This is a genomic window from Sinorhizobium sp. NFACC03, assembly GCF_900103435.1.
GTDB lineage: Bacteria > Pseudomonadota > Alphaproteobacteria > Rhizobiales > Rhizobiaceae > Ensifer.
In genome coordinates this window covers 205,996-221,797 of the sequence record NZ_FMXF01000001.1, presented here as the reverse complement: position 1 = coordinate 221,797, position 15,802 = coordinate 205,996, and the positions used below count along the sequence as shown (strand labels likewise).

Here is a 15,802-nt window from a genome sequence, read left to right as displayed (position 1 = left end):
ATGCCAACCATATCTCCGTGCGGACGCCAAGCCGCGCGACATCAGACCGGGAGGAATTCGAGATGCTGGACAAGCAGCAGGGCGCACGACTTGCAAACCTTTGGGACGAGGCAAAGGCTGCCGAGATGAGCGAATCCGAGCGCCTGCTCTATCGCTCGAACCTGCTTGGTTCCGACAAACGCATCACCAATTATGGCGGCGGCAACACCTCGGCCAAGGTGATGGAAAAGGATCCGCTTGACGGCGGCACAGTCGAGGTTCTCTGGGTCAAGGGCTCCGGCGGCGACGTCGGCACTATCAAGCTCGACGGCTTCGCGACGCTCTATATGGACAAGCTCAATGCGCTGAAGACGATCTATCGCGGCGTTGATTTCGAAGACGAGATGGTCGCCTACCTGCCGCATTGCACCTTCAATCTCAATCCGCGCGCTGCCTCGATCGACACGCCGCTGCACGCCTACGTGCCGAAGAAGCACGTCGACCACATGCATCCCGACGCGATCATCGCGATTGCGGCCGCAAAGAACAGCCGCGAGCTGACGGCAAAAATCTTCGGCGACGACATCGGCTGGCTGCCGTGGAAGCGCCCCGGCTACGAGCTCGGTCTGTGGCTGGAAAAATTCTGCCTGGAAAACCCTGCTGCCCGTGGCGTCGTGCTCGAAAGCCACGGCCTCTTCACCTGGGGCGACACGGCGAAAGAGGCCTATGAGACGACGATCGAGTCCATCAACAAGGCGATCGCCTGGTTCGAGGTCGAGAACACCAAGCCTGCCTTCGGCGGCGCAGTAACAGCGACGCTCGACGCTACTGCCCGCGCCGATGTCGCCCGCAAGCTGATGCCGGTCATCCGCGGCCTGATCAGCGCGGACGAGCGCAAGGTCGGCCATTTCGACGACAGCCAGGCAGTGCTCGACTTCGTCACATCGAAGGATCTGAGCCCGCTTGCGGCGCTCGGCACCAGCTGCCCCGACCATTTCCTGCGCACCAAAATCCGTCCGCTGGTGATCGATTTCGACCCGGCAAATCCCGATGTCGACAGGACGCTTTCCGCTCTGCTTGAGGCGATTGCCGCCTATCGCGCCGACTACGCCGCCTACTATGAGCGCTGCAAACACGCCGACAGCCCCGCCATGCGCGACCCGAATGCGGTCGTCTATCTCGTGCCCGGCGTCGGCATGATCACATTCGCCAAGGACAAGGCAACTGCACGCATCTCCGGCGAATTCTACGTCAACGCCATCAACGTCATGCGCGGCGCCTCTGGCGTCTCCACCTATGTCGGCCTGCCGGAACAGGAAGCCTTCGACATCGAATACTGGCTGCTGGAAGAAGCAAAACTGCAGCGCATGCCGAAGCCGAAGAGCCTTGCCGGCCGCATTGCGCTTGTCACCGGCGGCGCCGGTGGCATCGGCAAGGCGACGGCCAACCGGCTGATGCAGGAAGGCGCGTGCGTGGTGCTTGCCGATATCGACGAGACGGCGCTTGCGGCTGCCGAAGCCGAGCTTTCCGCACGCTACGGCAAGGATTTCGTGCGGTCCGTCGGCATGAACGTCACCAGCGAGACCGCGGTGGAAGGCGGCTTCGCCGACACGCTACTAGCTTTCGGCGGTCTCGACATTCTCGTGTCGAACGCCGGCCTCGCCTCGTCTGCCGTCATCGAAGACACGACGCTGGCGCTCTGGAACAAGAACATCGAGATCCTGACGACCGGCTATTTCCTCGTCTCGCGTGAAGCCTTCCGCATCTTCCGCCAGCAGAAGGCCGGCGGTAACGTCGTCTTCGTCGCCTCCAAGAACGGTCTTGCCGCCTCCCCCGGCGCCTCGGCCTATTGCACCGCCAAGGCGGCCGAGATCCACCTCGCGCGCTGCCTGGCGCTCGAAGGCGCTTCCGCCCAGATCCGCGTCAACGTCGTCAATCCGGATGCGGTGCTGCGCGGTTCGAAGATCTGGACCGGCGAGTGGAAGGAGCAGCGCGCGGCGGCCTACAAGATGGATGTCGACGAGCTCGAGGCGCATTATCGCGAGCGCTCGATGCTGAAGCTCAGCGTCTTCCCCGAGGACATCGCCGAGGCAATCTACTTCCTCGCCTCCGACATGTCGGCGAAATCGACCGGCAACATCATCAATGTCGACGCGGGCAACGCCCAGTCCTTTACCCGCTGATCGAGGAGAGTTTCATGACCACGACGATGATCAGTCAGGCAACGGTCGAGGCCGAGAACGACAGCCGGCTCGCCGCACTTCGCCGGGATTATGACAGCCTCGGCGAGAGACTCGATCGGCGCGGCGTTGCTATCGACGCGATCAGGCGCAAGGTCGCCGCCTATGGCGTCGCCGTCCCCTCCTGGGGTGTCGGCACCGGCGGCACGCGCTTTGCCCGCTTCCCCGGCAAGGGCGAGCCACGCAACATATTCGACAAGCTTGAGGATTGCGCGGTCATCCAGCAATTGACCAGGGCGACGCCGACCGTCTCGCTGCACATTCCGTGGGACAAGGTGAGCGACATTTCCGAACTGAAGCAGAAGGGCACGTCGCTCGGCCTCGGCTTCGACGCGATGAACTCCAACACCTTCTCCGACACACCGGGCCAGGCGCACTCCTACAAGTTCGGCTCGCTGTCGCATGTCGATGCCGCAACCCGCCGCCAGGCGGTGGAGCACAATCTCGAATGCATCGAGATCGGCCGGCAACTCGGCTCCAAGGCGCTGACGGTGTGGATCGGCGACGGCTCCAACTTCCCCGGCCAGAGCAATTTCACCCGCGCCTTCGAGCGTTATCTCGATGCGATGAAATCGGTCTATGCGGCGCTGCCAGAGGATTGGCGGGTCTTTACCGAACACAAGATGTTCGAGCCGGCCTTCTATTCGACCGTCGTTCAGGACTGGGGCACAAACTATCTGATCGCGCAGGAGCTCGGCCCCAAGGCCCTCTGCCTCGTCGATCTCGGTCACCATGCGCCGAACGTCAATATCGAGATGATCGTCGCCCGCCTCATCCAATTCGGCAAGCTCGGCGGTTTCCACTTCAACGATTCGAAGTACGGCGATGACGATCTCGACACGGGCGTGATCGACCCCTATCGGCTGTTCCTCGTCTTCAACGAGCTGGTGGATGCGGAAACGCGCGGCGCCAAGGGATTCAAGCCGGCGCATATGCTCGACCAGAGCCACAACGTCACCGATCCGATCGAGAGCCTGATGACGAGCGCGACCGAGGTTTGCCGGGCCTATGCCCAGGCGCTGATCGTCGACCGCGAGGTACTTGAAGGCTGCCAGGAAGACAACGACGCGCTGATGGCGAGCGAGACGCTGAAGACTGCCTTCCGCACCGATGTCGAGCCGATCCTTGCGATGGCGCGACTTGAGAGTGGCGGAGCGGTGGCGCCCGTCGCGACCTATCGGAAAAGTGGATACCGCGCGAAGGTCACCGCCGAACGCCCGGCCGTTGCCGGCGGCGGAGGCGGGATCGTCTGATACCGATCGAGCAGCGCCGTGCCCTTGTCTTGGGGGTCCGGCGCCCCGGCCATCATTCAAATCTCAAAAAATCGCTGCGCGATGAAATTGTCCTCTATCTGATTTCGATTCCTGATCTATCTTTCCAATCGAGATCCAATGGAAAGGGGACCATTCATGGGTATTGAAAGCATTCTCGTCTTCCTGATCGTCGGCGCGGTCGCCGGCTGGCTCGCCGGCCTCATCGTCAAGGGTGGCGGATTCGGCCTGATCGGCAACATGGTCGTCGGCATCATCGGCGCCTTCATCGCCGGCTTCCTCTTCCCGGCGATCGGCATCAGCCTCGGCAGCGGTATTCTCTCGGCCATCCTGCACGCGACAATCGGTGCGGTGATCCTTCTGGTGCTGATCCGCATCGTCAAGCAGGCCTGAGCCCACACCGTTCGGCGGCAGCCGCCTTCGCGCATGGAACGGCCCTCGGCCGTTCCATCTGGACGCGCGAACAGGGCTGTAGCACTGTGATCTGCTGGACGGGTCACCGGACGGAACACCGCACTTGCCAGACGGAGGCACGCATGAACGCGCTTTACACCGACAAGATCGAGACGGCGCTCAGGTCTTTCATCGCCGATCACCCGGGAACGCTGTCACGGGATCAGGCGATCGCCACGATCCTCGAGAACTGGTTCACCAGCCATGGCTATCTGCCGCCTGGGCAAGAAGGCCGGCGCCCCGAAGACCTTGACGCTTCCAACGACGACTGAGAGATTTGCCCGCCGAAGCCGAACGTCGTGACGGTTGTTCGCAACGCGGCCGATCGCCATCGCTTTTCAATAACGTGAATCCTTTGCCATGAGCCTGACTTCCGTCAAAGACTTCTTTTCCCAGCACGCCCCAGATATCGATGTCATCGAGCTTCAACAGAGCACCGCCACGGTTGCGCTTGCGGCCGAGGGCCACGGCGTCGAGCCGGCGCAGATCGCCAAGACACTGGCGCTTCGGGTTGGCGACGATGTGATCCTCATCGTCACGCGCGGCGACGCCCGCCTCGACAACAAGAAGTACAAGGCCCGCTTCGGCACCAAGGCCCGCATGCTCGGCTTCGACGAGGTGGAAGCGGAGACCGGGCACCCGGTCGGCGGCGTCTGCCCCTTCGGTCTTGCCAAGCCGCACAGCATCTATTGCGACTTGTCGCTCAAGGCCTACGACATCGTCGTGCCGGCCGCCGGTGCCACCAATGCGGCGGTGCACATCAGTCCCGCCCGCATCGTCGAACTGACCGGGGCCGAATGGATCGACGTGTCGGAAACGTAGTTCAACGTTTCGGAAACGTGATCTGCCTTGGAATGGCCACAAAGCTTAACTGAAACCGCAGGCGCGTCCCGGAGTGATTTGCCGGGTCCGGTTCTTTTTCATCGCAGGAGTCCGTCGAGCATGAAGACAATCGCGTACCCGCTCATCTTCGCCGCCACATGTTCCCCGGCGCTGGCGATGGATCAGTCCCTGGTGCGCCAGTTCGAAAAGCTCGACCCGCAGACCCGGCTCGAACAGCGGTGCGATACCGAGGCGATGGAGCGCATCAACGCCGACAAGTCGACCTTCAAGCCGGACAAGGTGATCGCCTACACCTTCGCCGAGCCGGTCGTGAAGGAAGACAAGATGAAGGCGCTGGGCGCCGTGTTCCGCAGCAAGGGGGAATGGTACAAGCTGAAGTTCAAGTGCCGCACCGACGCGGAGCACCTGGATGTCCTGTCTTTCGAATACAAGATCGGCGAGCTTGTGCCGCACGAGAGCTGGGACGAGTTCTACCTCTACCCCTGACGGGCGCGCCGCCCGAACCTTTGACCGTCGTTAGAGCACAGCCATTAGAAACAGCAGCGAGCCGAGCGAAAGCGCGGCCATGATGCTCATCAGCATCTTCATCATATGGGCTGCCATTTCGTACATCCTTGTCTCTGCTCCCTTAGGAATGAACGAATGCGTCTGCTTTCGGGCATGTGGCTCGATGAAGACCGGGTTCGAGCGCCATTGTTACAACCATCGAGATTGCGCAAGCATGGTTAACAAATCGCTAACGGGGGTCCTGCTCACCCTCTGCACAGCTGCCGCCTGACCGGCCTTTATTCAAGACAAGGCTCACGCAAGATCGAAGCGGAATAACGGAGCGTAGGATCGGCCTTCTCTGCGCGCTGCCCCTTGCGCCCTGAGGCGCCCGATCCCTGCCGTTGCATCGCCAGCCACCGCTGTTCTCGTGCCGGCGTGCAAGCAAACGAGACGCGACCGGCGGTCTGCGGAAGGCCCGCTGTCGCATGTGACTGACAATGGAGAGGCGAGTGAGCCAGGTTAAGCTGAGCATCTGCATTCCCACCTATAACCGCGCGCCCTTCCTCGAAAAGGCGCTCGGCTACTTCGTCGAACTCTACCAGTTCTCCTTCAAGTACGAGATCATCATTTCCGACAATGCCTCCACCGACGGCACCCGGGAGATCGTCGATCGCTTTGTCGCCAAGGGGTTGCCGATCCGCTATTTCCGCCAGTCGGAGAATTTCGGCGCGATTCCCAACGTCATCAGCGCCGTCAGCCGCGCGGTGGGCGAATACACGCTCTACCTCGCCGATGACGACGTGCTCATCAACGATGGCTTGCGCGAGGCAATCCGCTATCTGGATCTCAATCCGGAAGTGACGGTGTGCTTTGCGCCGTGGTACACACACGACGAGATCGACGAACGTGACGCTGCGCCGTTCTTCTCGGTCGATAAGGATACCAAGTTCAAGAAACGGGACTTCGAGCCGGTTTTCGATTTTCTCGTCGACCGACATGTGTTTCCCGAGATTGGCATTTACCGGACCTCGGCGCTGCGCTCCGCCTGGGCGCCCCGGCACTTCGCCTATTGGGCCTTCTCCTATCTCGCACATTTTCTGGAACTGGGCGCCGTCACCTTCCTGAAGAAGCCTTTCTATCGCCAGGTGATACGCTCCAAGATCGTCCGCGATCGGCCACAGGCCGGCCACGCCGAGACGCTGACGGCATGGGATACGTATCGGGGCGGTCTTGAGTACTTCCTCTACAGCGGCGCCAAACGCGGTGCTGTCAAGCTGACTGCCGATCGCCGGGCCTATTTCGATGCGCAGATCAGGGATTTCACCATGATCCGCATGAGCGTTGCCTTGCGCATGTGGATGATGAAGAAGGACTACGTTCGCGCCTATGAACTCTATACGCGGCTAATGCTGGCCGGCTTCGAGCACCATCCCGACGTGCAGCAGGCAAGAGGGGCGCTGCCCCTCATGGTCGCTCTTCAGACTGTCACGTGGCATACAAACGCGATTGCAGAAATCGACCGGCTTGTTCTTCACGGCGTGGACGACCACCGCGCGATCGAGGAACTGTTGCGCGAGTTGGGCCTGCGCTCCGAAATCGCTGTCGTGCCGGCAACGACACAATTGACAGCGGACGAGGTTGCCCGCACCGCCGTGTTCATTACCGCCGATAGCGACCGCAAGCAGTATCTGCGCAACGGCCATCCGCCGAACATGGTGGTCAGCGAAGGCGATATTCTCAGTCATGTTCTGATCTAGAACGAAAGGGCGCCACGGCGCCCTTCCTTGTTTTCAAGACCGTGATCGAGAGCCGCCGGCTTTTCGGCCGATTGCTCCCACGTGCCTTTCCTACTTGCGCATGATGCCCTTGTAGTAGGAGCCGTTTCTCGGCGGCGGGCGGTTTACGGTCTTTCCGGGCGGATTGTACTTCTCGGTCCGGTGGCCTTCGTTGACCGGCGTCGGCGATACGCCCTTGTAGTAGCTGCCTCCTGCGAAAGCCGGAGCCGCGGCACCGGCGGCGATCGTTGCCGCGACGAGAGTTGCTAAAGAAAGCCTGGCAAATTTACGCATTTCTAATCCTCGGTTGACCCTGCCACGACCCTGTTTTTGTTGTGGTTTCGTGGCATCAATTACGCGGCGAAGGCATTCGCCGCTCAGGTCCTCCCGGGCGTGAGAATAGGCGGAAGCTGCGACGAACATGTAACGCAGGTAACAGCCGTCGATTCCCACCTTCGCTAAAAGCGAGGATCGATGCCCGATCAGCGACGTGCTCGAACCTTCTCGGCTGCGATGCTTTCGTCATCGCTTCGCGACGACGCGATCACTCAGCGGAAAAGCTGCAGGATGTTCTGCGCATTGGAGTTGGCTATCTGCAAAGCCTGGATTCCAAGCTGTTCCCGCGTCTGCAATTCCTTCAGCCGCGTCGACGTCTCGTTCATATCGGCATCCACCAAACGTCCGACCCCCTTTTCGATGGTGGCCATCAGCGTCTGAGCGAAGGTCGTCTGCAACACGACTTCAATGTACTGAATGTAGGAATCGAGCGACTGCGGGTTCGCGGCGACATCGATATCCAGGAAGTTGCGTCGCCGCCGCGATCCGCTTTCGCGAGATGCTGGTGCAGGAGTGGACGACATATTGAGGGCAAACGAGTGACGCAACGCTCAGTAAACGCCGAACGTGGCTTTCAAGCTTTTCGAGACCAAACATTCAAGGAGATGACTTATCTTTGATGGTGCCCGGAGGCGGGCCACCTGAATCAAGCAAAATTAACCCCTTATCGGAATGCTGGACACGGGTTCGTCCAGCATTTTTGTTATGTTTTTTGGCGGTAGTGTCCAGCCCCCGCAGAGGGGCACGATACCGAACGACAAACACGAGGTTTTAACCTTTTTGGAGGACGAGCTTGATTTGATGCGCCTCCTGCATTTGCAACGGTAAGGTGCGAGAACAAGGGGCTAACTGACGGGGGTGAAAGTGGCAAAGCTTGCAAAAAAGAAACAGTGCTTCGTTGTAGGACCAATCGGAGGGGAGGAGAGTGACGATCGAGTCCACGCGGACTGGTTGCTGGAAGAAATTATTCTTCCGGTCTTCGAGACGCACTTCGCGAGCTTCGAGGTTACGCGCGCCGATAAGATGAGCGCACCAGGCCGCATCGACGCGCAAGTGATCACCTCGCTCTTGGAGGCTGACTTGGTGATCGCAGACCTTACAACTTTAAACCCAAACGCATTCTATGAAATAGGCATTCGACACACGATCCAAAAGCCGATTGTCCACATGCATCTTGAAGGGCAGACGATCCCATTCGATATCGCTTCTTTTCGATCGCTTAGGTTTCAGCGCAAATGGCCCCGAGACCTAAAGAAAGCTAGAGAAGGCTTAAAACAAGCTGTAGACGCTGCGATCGATCCGGATCATATCATTGATAACCCAGTGACTTTCTCCCGCGGCAAAATCGAAATCTCGCAAAGTGCTGCGCCAACCGAAAAGATCTTCCTACAGGAACTCGAAACGGTCTCAAGCAGACTAGACCGGATAGAGCAAACGTTTGCTGACGACGCGCGATCAACGCGACGGGACGATCAATACGGCCAGCTTATTTTCCGGATCAGGTCGAAGAATACGACGTCAGAGCAGAACTTTTACGACAGACTTACTCCAGTGATGTCAAAGCTCAAAAGTGCCGAATTGAAGAGTGTCGGGAGTGCAGGAGCCGTTTTGGCGATATCCGCTGAGAAAAATGACCTGCACAAGATTCGCCAGTGGTTGACCTTAGAACTTGGTGAAGATTTTCTCGTTACCTAACTCAAAAAAGCAGAGGGCCGGGCGGTCAATGAACCTTGCCGGCCTTCAGCTCTCCTGCCGCTACTGGCCCAAGCTCTTTCTCAGTGTGTCGTAGAATTCGCGCGTCGAGCTCGGGCGCGCATCTTGGTGACCAAAACCGCGCTTATAATTGTAGCTCGTCTCGGCTGCTTTCGATGCTCGCGCGTATAAATCAAGATCATATTCGCTTCGCAGGTATGGCCACTTGCGGAGAAACTCTGGCGGCATAGTACTTCCTCCCGCATACGTCGCCAGGGGAAAGTCTTTTTCGGTGGCAACCCCGATCTCCCATGGCACCCACCACGATTCCCGTGTCTTTTCCGAGATTACAGCGAGCAACTGATTGCACTTTCCCATCTCCTGCTGGATATGGCGCGCGAGATCCTCGCCACGAGTAAGATTGGGATCGATGACATCCAAATAAGAATCTATGCTGTGATAAGAGCGCAGCCGGTCGGCGATTTGTTTTGCAAGCGAACTATCCGCGTGCTGATGTGAAATGAATACTTTTGCCATTATTTTAGATCAAACCCTTCTCAACTAGACGACGGTAGTGCTCGCCTAGCGCCGTCAGTCTCACTGCCTTACTTTCCATTGCTGCGTGATACATGTGCGGCGCTCCGACCGGCACCAACAAATTCACGCGGTTGTATTTCTGTAGGACCGCAAAAACGACCGTTTTGTCGGGATCTGGGTTCATACTTTCAGGCTCGTACTCGGGGCTCAATTGAAATTCGAACCCGGGTTTGGGGAAGAACTCCGCGATCCGTCTGAGTTCGCCCAACCCAAGTGGGGGCTGCACAGAGCGCAGGGAGACGAACGTCTTTACATTGGTTTTGAAGACCGGCCTCTGAGCCCAAGGCCCCAAGGATTGATCGACGTGGGCATACACTCCACCCGGCGTGACCGCGCCAACCAAATTTGACGCGGCGCCGCCCAGCGCGTCCACAAGAAGACTTGTGAAAACACCCGAACCATTTTCTTCTGTTGCGTATTGCTCAGCCGTGGAAGCCGTTAAGATCGTCATTCCATCTGAGAGTTCAGACATGGCCGGATTGCCCGCGTCCTGCGCAACGCCACCGCCATGACAACTATCCAGGATAACGACTTTGTTGCGAACCTTCGAGGCGTTTGCAAACCCCATCACATCCGACAAAGAGAGGCCATCATGTCCCGTCCTGGTATCCGTGGCACACAAATACCCGCCGACAGCTTCGATGTAGCCGTGCCCAGCGAAATAGAAAAGCGCGATCTCCTCATCGCCGGCGAACAAGTCCTTAACGGACTCTCGAAGCTCTTGACGTGAAACCGTATCGTTTGGACCTGTCGCGGTCAGCAACTTAACGCCGAAGTTTACCGACCCATCGGCGTTGCGCTCTAACATAGCTTTCACCGAGTGCGCATCGTTGACGCAGCCATGAAGCGAAGAAATACTGTTGTAGTAATCTATTCCGACGACGAGAGCTTTACGCATTACAATTCCCTCAAATACGGTCGATGAAATTACGAATATTATCCCAAGTCCACGCGACAGTATTTACGCCATCCAGGCGCGTACGATCATCGGTATAAATCCAAATCCCGAGGATTGGTTTTCTTTCTTCTTTCGCGCATTGAATCTCCCACTTCTGACCGGATGATTGCAGCGAGTTCTTGCTCGCCAGCACTATTACACCGTGGGATCTGCGAATGCGGGTCCGCACCTTCTCCTTCCAGTCGGCCGCATAGGCCTCCTTAACAGACATGTCGACGTACTCGAACGGCGAATTTGTGTGGAGCGACTGGCCTTTTAAGAAATCACGGGAACGCTCATCCTCGATCGCGAATGCTACGAAAACTACTTTTCTCTCGGCCATTTTTCTCCCCAACGCTCAATTGCAGTTCGGAGGCTATCAATTGCATTGATAAGTAGCCGACCGCAGCGACGCACATGGTATTTTTCCTCGCCGCTCAACCATCGGTGACGGGGATACAGACACCCGAGCGGAAATAGTCAACGGTCGTCAAGTTCACAAACCTCTACGAGGCCATTCATCTCGCGCACAGCTTTGAACGAAGGGTGCCGAAGCTTGCCGTCCTGCGTCCAAGCGCGATACTCGATCTCGGCGACCAGCAGCGGCCGAGCGAAGACTGCGCCTTTGCGTTTCAGAGCAACCGCCGGCCGATCGGCCGGGATTGCGTTGAGTAGTTCGCGCAGCATCACCGATTCCTGATTGCTCCACCCAGTGCCGCACCCGCCGACGTAGACTAGGTCGTCCCCCTTCCGTGCCGCTAGCAACAACCGACCGATCGCGCCCGGCATCGTCGACGGCTCGTAGCCGACGATCGCGAAGGTGTCGCGCCGAACGCATTTGATCTTGAGCCATTCAGGCCGGCGGCCCGATCGATAGGGGGCGTCTCGCCGCTTCGCGATGATGCCTTCGAGCCCGAGCTCGCACGCGGCGCGGAAGAAGTCAGCGCCGTCTGCGTGCACCTCCTCGGAGAAGCGGATCGCGCCAGTCCTGCCGGCGACGATCGGCTCAAGCCGGCGCCTGCGCTCCGCCAGGGGCAATGATCGCAAGTCGTCGCCGTCGAGGTAGAGAAGATCGAAGGCATAGAAAATGATCTCGCTCGGCTCGTGCAGGCTCGGCTTCTTGCCGATTGCGCGCTGTAGCAGGCCGAAATCTGACCGCCCTTGGTCATCGAGCACGACAGCCTCGCCGTCGAGGATCATGGAAGCGTGCCCGAGCTCGCGCGCCTCGGCAACGATCGAGGCGAATTTCTTCGTCCAGTCATAGCCGCCGCGGGTGATCGCGCTCACCTCACCTCGCTCGACATGGATCGCCAGTCGGTATCCGTCCCACTTCACCTCGAACGCCCACTCTGGTCCTTTCGGAGGTTTGTCAACGAGGGTTGCGACACATGGCTCGATGCGCCGCGGCATAGGATCCGCCGGCGGCGCTGAAGACGGTTTCTTCCGTAGTGTTTTAGCCATTCCGCATTAACGCATGGAACGGAGAGAATGTCGCAAGCTAAAGCTTGACGACAGCTTGACGTGCTGGACTGCGGACCCATGATGAGGCCGTCAAGATAGGGGCGATCCATGAAGTGCATCTCTGAACTTTTGACGGGATTGGCGGGAGCGACCTTGGTCGTCATCAGCGCAGTTCAACCGGCGAAAGCTAACGGTGACAATGGCGAAGACCCATCTTGTGAAATCGTCAACTTCGCATACGCTGCAACCATGAACGCTACCCGGTCGAGCGTGACGGTTTATACCGAGCAGGACGATGGATCTTTAGTGTTTACTGCCGATTTGCGAACCCAGTCAGGTACTAATTATCTGAAAGATTCAACGCGAAAGCAATGGATCCGCTACCCACAGACAAAGTGGGTCCCAGCGGACCGATTTGGCCCAAAAATAACTGACTGTGTATTTAAGGGTGATGAAAGTCATCTGGATCTCGCAGCAAAGCACTATTCAGCTATCCGTCATGAGGGACCGCAGGTCTCTAAAGTGGATTTTTGGATTACGCATGACGATGGACGAATTGTAAAAATGCGAATTGGGCCGTGGGGAGTCAAGCTTAAGTCCGGACTAGGAGTAATTGAAATCCGGAAGTTCGATGATGAGGCATTAACCCCTCCGCCCTGATCCGCAGCCGCGACAGACTTGCGGTTCCATTCGAACGGCATGTTCGATGCTTTGTCGAAACCCTCAAGCGGAATCACATTGTCCGATCGTGCATTCGTCGCAGGCACCAATCCCAATAGGTCTCGACCATTTCCGAGGCCTCGCGCGCAGTATCGCGATAGCCCTGGTTTGGCGTCGGCGGCGATCCTCGAAAGGTCCGAGGGACCGACCCGGCCCAATGCCACCGTCCGGCGGTCGGGCCTCCGGTCTCTTTCCTGAGGCGGCCGATGTAGCCGGGGCCGCCGAAGCCGAGCCAATCGAAATCAGTCGGCGGATCGTTCGCGTCCAGTTCAGTGCGGCGCCACTGGTAGCGGGGCTGGTAGGGATCGGTCATGATCTAGCATGTGATCGCGACGAGCAGAAATTCAAGCCGTCTGGAACCTGTTGCCGCCATGGCCGTTTATGCTGCACAGGCCTGAGTGTCCCCTTTTGGACAGCGCACCCTTTCTTGGCCCCACGTCACGTCGGGGCCATCTCTTTGCTTGTCGCGTGACGTTCGGATTTAGGAGGAAGCTTCTTCGTCCTGTCGTATCTCTACCCCACTCGGCGTAACCGGCAGCGGCGGAAACTCGATCCTCATCTGGTGCGACAGAAGTCCAAACAGAGATGTGAATTGACTCCAAACGATAGTTCCAGCGTATCCCTTCGCCACCGTTTCTATACTTTCCAAACTTCCGCCTTCCGAAAAAACGGAGCAAGCATATGCGGCGGAAATTTGGATGAAGCTTTCCTCATTCTCAGTGTGTTTTTTACCTACCGCAACGTGGCAGGTGAAACCAAATAAGCCGTCGGTCAATTCCTGCAGGTTGGATATATAAACGTCATATGTAAGCCTGTACTCTTCTTCACTATCTGGTTCGTTTACATAAACGTCCACATCAAATAGCGTTAAAAACCTTATCTGATGCTTATTTTGCGAAGATGGCGGCTGTTTCGATTTGGTCGCCTTAGGCATTCGCCTTGCCCCAAGGTTGAAGTCGCTTTTCACCAACAGCGACTAGACCGCTCAGATTAAAGCGTTCGGCGTGAACCGTCTCAGGATGATTTCGCCCAGAGTGAGCGACAACAAATTCGGTGTCTGCCTGAAGGGTGCGCAGGGTGCGAATGGCGCGCATTTCACTGTCTTTGCGAGCGATCACTCCATCGAACCGATCAACGAGCCTGCCGCAATCAAGCTTTTCTGTGACAGCCTGGCATACCCAAGCGTTCAAAGAGATGCCGTCCTCGGCTGCGGCCATTGCCACTTTTCTGTGTTGCTCAGGCGTCATCCGTACGTTGAATGAGCCCTTAAACGGCGGCTCAGGATTACGACCCAACTCCTTACAAGTTTCGAGGTAGTCATCGATTAGAGCGCGCGCAGCGCCCTCGGCCTCGGAGGCCTTGTCGCACTCAGCCACGAGTAGATCGCTGATGTGAAGGACTTTCACGAAAAGTGTGCCCTCCTCATATTCAACAGAAGCCTGATAGCCCTTGTAGCTGACCGTTTTCATATCTGCTTTCTCTCTCTGAGCAGGTCCTGGATCTCGCGCACCTTATAAGCCTTCACCTCGTTACCCGGGTGAGGCTCATGCAGCAGGATGAGTTGTTTGGTTTCGGCATGCGCAAACTTCCGCCCGCTCCCACCTTTGGACTTCAATTCCTCGTATCCCAACCCAGACAGCAACCTTACAAGCTTAGGGAATGGGAACGCCGCTTTGCAGCTTTTGAACTCCGATATCAACGACTGCAGCCGCGACATAATCAACCTATTGAACGTTTGCCATGCGCGACTGTTCCAGAGCAACTGAAATTCAGTTGCACCTTGGTCGTATAGTTAATGATCGTTACTGGCAAGTTAAATCCTGTCCATGATTGCAGGGAGCGAATCTTTCCGCAAAAGTAGCAGGACAGCAGTCAGCGCCGCAACTGCCGCCTTCGACCCGCTGGAGTATCTCCTTGATCACCTTCAGGTCGCCGGCCGCGACGGCGCCGGCCATCATTGCACTTTTCTGTGCGTCCGCTGGGAAAACATCTTCCTCCGCCAGCCACAATCTGACATTGTGCGCCACCGAAAGGAGGCAGCTCATGTCCTACGATTGGGAAACCACCAGACGGCAACGGTTTAGACACGCTCGGGTTTGGCTTTTGATCGCCTTGGCAGCTTGGCTGGTCGTTCTAGCTCTTGCGCCATAATTTCGCGCGTCGTTACCTCCTCAACTGCCCGCCTTCGACCCGTTGCAAAATCTCTTTGATCACCTTCTGGTCGCCTGCCTGCTGGCTGTCGCGCGATTGCAGATTGTTGGTTGGTGTAGCATCTAGCCGTTGCATGTGAAATTGTCTCGAAAGGCGGCAATTCCGCACCTCAAGAGGTATGACGATGACTTCGCAGGCGGACCAGGCAATCGTCGACGAAACTCGGCTGTTAGGATTGCTGGTTCAAAACATCGCCCGCGAAACTGTGCAAGAATTTGGGGGCTTGCCGGGCGTTGCTGGTGATGTCTTCTCCCACGACTTCATGTCTACGTGGGAATGGGCATCAGGACTTCTTGTCGAACTGGCCGTCGCGACGCCTTTGAAGCCGACTGAAGGCGGGTTTGTCTGCTATTTTCGACTTGAGATCAGTGTCGACGAAATTGCAAACAGCTTTTGCACGAGACCTCATCCTGGCCAAGCGATCTTCGACAAAGTTCTGTCTCACTGGCTGTACTGCCAAAGCAATGTGGTACCGACGACGCGGAGCCCGTTCCTGCTCCAACGAGGTCCATTAGGAAAAGCTATGGAAGAGGTTTGGTCGATCATGGAGCACCTTGCGAACTCCGGCTACGCCACTGCTTTGAAGGACTACCGGTACTTGTGGACCGACAAGGCTGCAGGTGCAATGACGGAGATGCCGGCGAAGGCGTGGAATGAAGCGCTCGACGCGTGGGTTGACCAGCCCGAGGAAGCTCCGCCAGTTTCGGACATCGAAAAACCGGAAGATGAGAGCACTCCTTTTCTTCAGAAGTTATGGCATGAGCTTCGCGTCGCTTGGCGAAACAAACCTTAACCCTT

General features: G+C 57.7%; 20 protein-coding genes. 10 read left to right on the top strand and 10 right to left on the bottom strand.

Annotated features, from left to right (window positions below):
• Positions 1 to 62: 62 nt before the first annotated feature.
• The 7 genes from BLU35_RS01105 (at position 63) to BLU35_RS01075 (ending at position 7,032) form a co-directional block, all read left to right on the top strand.
• On the top strand, positions 63 to 2,162 hold the full coding sequence (locus BLU35_RS01105; protein WP_093231942.1) for a bifunctional rhamnulose-1-phosphate aldolase/short-chain dehydrogenase: 2,100 nt from the start codon (positions 63 to 65) through the stop codon (positions 2,160 to 2,162).
• 14 nt (positions 2,163 to 2,176) lie between these two features.
• Positions 2,177 to 3,472 (top strand): L-rhamnose catabolism isomerase, encoded by a 1,296-nt coding sequence (gene rhaI, locus BLU35_RS01100; RefSeq protein ID WP_093231941.1) that lies wholly within the window; start codon positions 2,177 to 2,179, stop codon positions 3,470 to 3,472.
• Positions 3,473 to 3,628: 156 nt separating this feature from the next.
• Positions 3,629 to 3,883 (top strand): GlsB/YeaQ/YmgE family stress response membrane protein, encoded by a 255-nt coding sequence (locus BLU35_RS01095; protein ID WP_057248181.1) that lies wholly within the window; start codon positions 3,629 to 3,631, stop codon positions 3,881 to 3,883.
• Positions 3,884 to 4,026: 143 nt separating this feature from the next.
• Positions 4,027 to 4,215 carry a hypothetical protein gene (locus BLU35_RS01090; RefSeq protein WP_057248180.1) on the top strand — a complete coding sequence of 63 codons (189 nt, stop codon included), beginning with the start codon at positions 4,027 to 4,029 and terminating at the stop codon, positions 4,213 to 4,215.
• 88 nt (positions 4,216 to 4,303) lie between these two features.
• The gene (locus tag BLU35_RS01085; protein WP_058323563.1) at positions 4,304 to 4,765 is read left to right on the top strand and encodes a YbaK/EbsC family protein; all 462 of its coding nucleotides are present in this window, start codon (positions 4,304 to 4,306) and stop codon (positions 4,763 to 4,765) included.
• A gap of 120 nt (positions 4,766 to 4,885) precedes the next feature.
• A complete protein-coding gene (locus BLU35_RS01080) occupies positions 4,886 to 5,272 on the top strand; it encodes a DUF930 domain-containing protein (RefSeq protein ID WP_057248178.1) in 387 nt (128 codons plus the stop codon).
• Between the two features lie 512 nt (positions 5,273 to 5,784).
• A complete protein-coding gene (locus BLU35_RS01075; RefSeq protein WP_093231940.1) occupies positions 5,785 to 7,032 on the top strand; it encodes a glycosyltransferase family 2 protein in 1,248 nt (415 codons plus the stop codon).
• Between the two features lie 90 nt (positions 7,033 to 7,122).
• Here the strand turns inward: BLU35_RS01075 and BLU35_RS01070 are convergent, their stop codons facing one another.
• Entirely contained in the window at positions 7,123 to 7,344 is a 222-nt protein-coding gene (locus BLU35_RS01070; protein WP_093231939.1) for a hypothetical protein, read from the bottom strand.
• A gap of 254 nt (positions 7,345 to 7,598) precedes the next feature.
• Positions 7,599 to 7,910, bottom strand: coding sequence for a flagellin (locus BLU35_RS36815; protein ID WP_093231938.1), 312 nt, complete (start codon positions 7,908 to 7,910; stop codon positions 7,599 to 7,601).
• 340 nt (positions 7,911 to 8,250) lie between these two features.
• Between BLU35_RS36815 and BLU35_RS01060 the strand changes: the two genes are divergently transcribed.
• Positions 8,251 to 9,081, top strand: coding sequence for a hypothetical protein (locus BLU35_RS01060; protein WP_143032879.1), 831 nt, complete (start codon positions 8,251 to 8,253; stop codon positions 9,079 to 9,081).
• 60 nt (positions 9,082 to 9,141) lie between these two features.
• Here the strand turns inward: BLU35_RS01060 and BLU35_RS01055 are convergent, their stop codons facing one another.
• From BLU35_RS01055 to ligD, 4 genes are all read right to left on the bottom strand, one after another.
• Complete coding sequence (locus BLU35_RS01055) at positions 9,142 to 9,615, bottom strand: toll/interleukin-1 receptor domain-containing protein (RefSeq protein WP_093231936.1); 474 nt, start codon at positions 9,613 to 9,615, stop codon at positions 9,142 to 9,144.
• 4 nt (positions 9,616 to 9,619) lie between these two features.
• Positions 9,620 to 10,573 carry a caspase family protein gene (locus BLU35_RS01050; RefSeq protein ID WP_093231935.1) on the bottom strand — a complete coding sequence of 318 codons (954 nt, stop codon included), beginning with the start codon at positions 10,571 to 10,573 and terminating at the stop codon, positions 9,620 to 9,622.
• Positions 10,574 to 10,583: 10 nt separating this feature from the next.
• On the bottom strand, positions 10,584 to 10,955 hold the full coding sequence (locus BLU35_RS01045) for a TIR domain-containing protein (RefSeq protein WP_093231934.1): 372 nt from the start codon (positions 10,953 to 10,955) through the stop codon (positions 10,584 to 10,586).
• Positions 10,956 to 11,092: 137 nt separating this feature from the next.
• Positions 11,093 to 12,073, bottom strand: coding sequence for a non-homologous end-joining DNA ligase (gene ligD, locus BLU35_RS01040; RefSeq protein WP_093231933.1), 981 nt, complete (start codon positions 12,071 to 12,073; stop codon positions 11,093 to 11,095).
• A gap of 108 nt (positions 12,074 to 12,181) precedes the next feature.
• Here ligD and BLU35_RS01035 point away from each other — a divergent pair, with 108 nt between their 5' ends.
• Positions 12,182 to 12,733, top strand: coding sequence for a hypothetical protein (locus tag BLU35_RS01035; RefSeq protein ID WP_093231932.1), 552 nt, complete (start codon positions 12,182 to 12,184; stop codon positions 12,731 to 12,733).
• A gap of 73 nt (positions 12,734 to 12,806) precedes the next feature.
• On the opposite strand, the gene BLU35_RS01030 is transcribed toward BLU35_RS01035, so the two are convergent.
• From BLU35_RS01030 to BLU35_RS36580, 4 genes are all read right to left on the bottom strand, one after another.
• A complete protein-coding gene (locus BLU35_RS01030; RefSeq protein ID WP_093231931.1) occupies positions 12,807 to 13,106 on the bottom strand; it encodes a hypothetical protein in 300 nt (99 codons plus the stop codon).
• A 168-nt stretch (positions 13,107 to 13,274) separates the two neighbouring features.
• A complete protein-coding gene (locus tag BLU35_RS01025) occupies positions 13,275 to 13,727 on the bottom strand; it encodes a hypothetical protein (protein WP_093231930.1) in 453 nt (150 codons plus the stop codon).
• Positions 13,720 to 14,262 (bottom strand): type II toxin-antitoxin system HicB family antitoxin, encoded by a 543-nt coding sequence (locus BLU35_RS01020; protein ID WP_093231929.1) that lies wholly within the window; start codon positions 14,260 to 14,262, stop codon positions 13,720 to 13,722. Before BLU35_RS01020 ends, BLU35_RS01025 begins: the two co-directional genes overlap by 8 nt.
• The gene (locus tag BLU35_RS36580; RefSeq protein WP_093231928.1) at positions 14,259 to 14,510 is read right to left on the bottom strand and encodes a type II toxin-antitoxin system HicA family toxin; all 252 of its coding nucleotides are present in this window, start codon (positions 14,508 to 14,510) and stop codon (positions 14,259 to 14,261) included. Before BLU35_RS36580 ends, BLU35_RS01020 begins: the two co-directional genes overlap by 4 nt.
• Before the next feature lie 618 nt (positions 14,511 to 15,128).
• Here BLU35_RS36580 and BLU35_RS01010 point away from each other — a divergent pair.
• Entirely contained in the window at positions 15,129 to 15,797 is a 669-nt protein-coding gene (locus BLU35_RS01010; RefSeq protein WP_143032878.1) for a hypothetical protein, read from the top strand.
• The last annotated feature ends 5 nt before the right edge of the window (positions 15,798 to 15,802 follow it).

Bases quoted from the DNA above. Each gene is read 5' to 3' on its own strand.
- BLU35_RS01105 (WP_093231942.1), top strand. From the start codon at position 63: ATGCTGGACAAGCAGCAGGGCGCACGACTTGCAAACCTTTGGGACGAG.
- rhaI (WP_093231941.1), top strand. From the start codon at position 2,177: ATGACCACGACGATGATCAGTCAGGCAACGGTCGAGGCCGAGAACGAC.
- BLU35_RS01095 (WP_057248181.1), top strand. From the start codon at position 3,629: ATGGGTATTGAAAGCATTCTCGTCTTCCTGATCGTCGGCGCGGTCGCC.
- BLU35_RS01090 (WP_057248180.1), top strand. From the start codon at position 4,027: ATGAACGCGCTTTACACCGACAAGATCGAGACGGCGCTCAGGTCTTTC.
- BLU35_RS01085 (WP_058323563.1), top strand. From the start codon at position 4,304: ATGAGCCTGACTTCCGTCAAAGACTTCTTTTCCCAGCACGCCCCAGAT.
- BLU35_RS01080 (WP_057248178.1), top strand. From the start codon at position 4,886: ATGAAGACAATCGCGTACCCGCTCATCTTCGCCGCCACATGTTCCCCG.
- BLU35_RS01070 (WP_093231939.1), bottom strand. From the start codon at position 7,344: ATGCGTAAATTTGCCAGGCTTTCTTTAGCAACTCTCGTCGCGGCAACG.
- BLU35_RS36815 (WP_093231938.1), bottom strand. From the start codon at position 7,910: ATGTCGTCCACTCCTGCACCAGCATCTCGCGAAAGCGGATCGCGGCGG.
- BLU35_RS01055 (WP_093231936.1), bottom strand. From the start codon at position 9,615: ATGGCAAAAGTATTCATTTCACATCAGCACGCGGATAGTTCGCTTGCA.
- BLU35_RS01050 (WP_093231935.1), bottom strand. From the start codon at position 10,573: ATGCGTAAAGCTCTCGTCGTCGGAATAGATTACTACAACAGTATTTCT.
- BLU35_RS01045 (WP_093231934.1), bottom strand. From the start codon at position 10,955: ATGGCCGAGAGAAAAGTAGTTTTCGTAGCATTCGCGATCGAGGATGAG.
- ligD (WP_093231933.1), bottom strand. From the start codon at position 12,073: ATGGCTAAAACACTACGGAAGAAACCGTCTTCAGCGCCGCCGGCGGAT.
- BLU35_RS01035 (WP_093231932.1), top strand. From the start codon at position 12,182: ATGAAGTGCATCTCTGAACTTTTGACGGGATTGGCGGGAGCGACCTTG.
- BLU35_RS01030 (WP_093231931.1), bottom strand. From the start codon at position 13,106: ATGACCGATCCCTACCAGCCCCGCTACCAGTGGCGCCGCACTGAACTG.
- BLU35_RS01025 (WP_093231930.1), bottom strand. From the start codon at position 13,727: ATGCCTAAGGCGACCAAATCGAAACAGCCGCCATCTTCGCAAAATAAG.
- BLU35_RS01020 (WP_093231929.1), bottom strand. From the start codon at position 14,262: ATGAAAACGGTCAGCTACAAGGGCTATCAGGCTTCTGTTGAATATGAG.
- BLU35_RS36580 (WP_093231928.1), bottom strand. From the start codon at position 14,510: ATGTCGCGGCTGCAGTCGTTGATATCGGAGTTCAAAAGCTGCAAAGCG.
- BLU35_RS01010 (WP_143032878.1), top strand. From the start codon at position 15,129: ATGACTTCGCAGGCGGACCAGGCAATCGTCGACGAAACTCGGCTGTTA.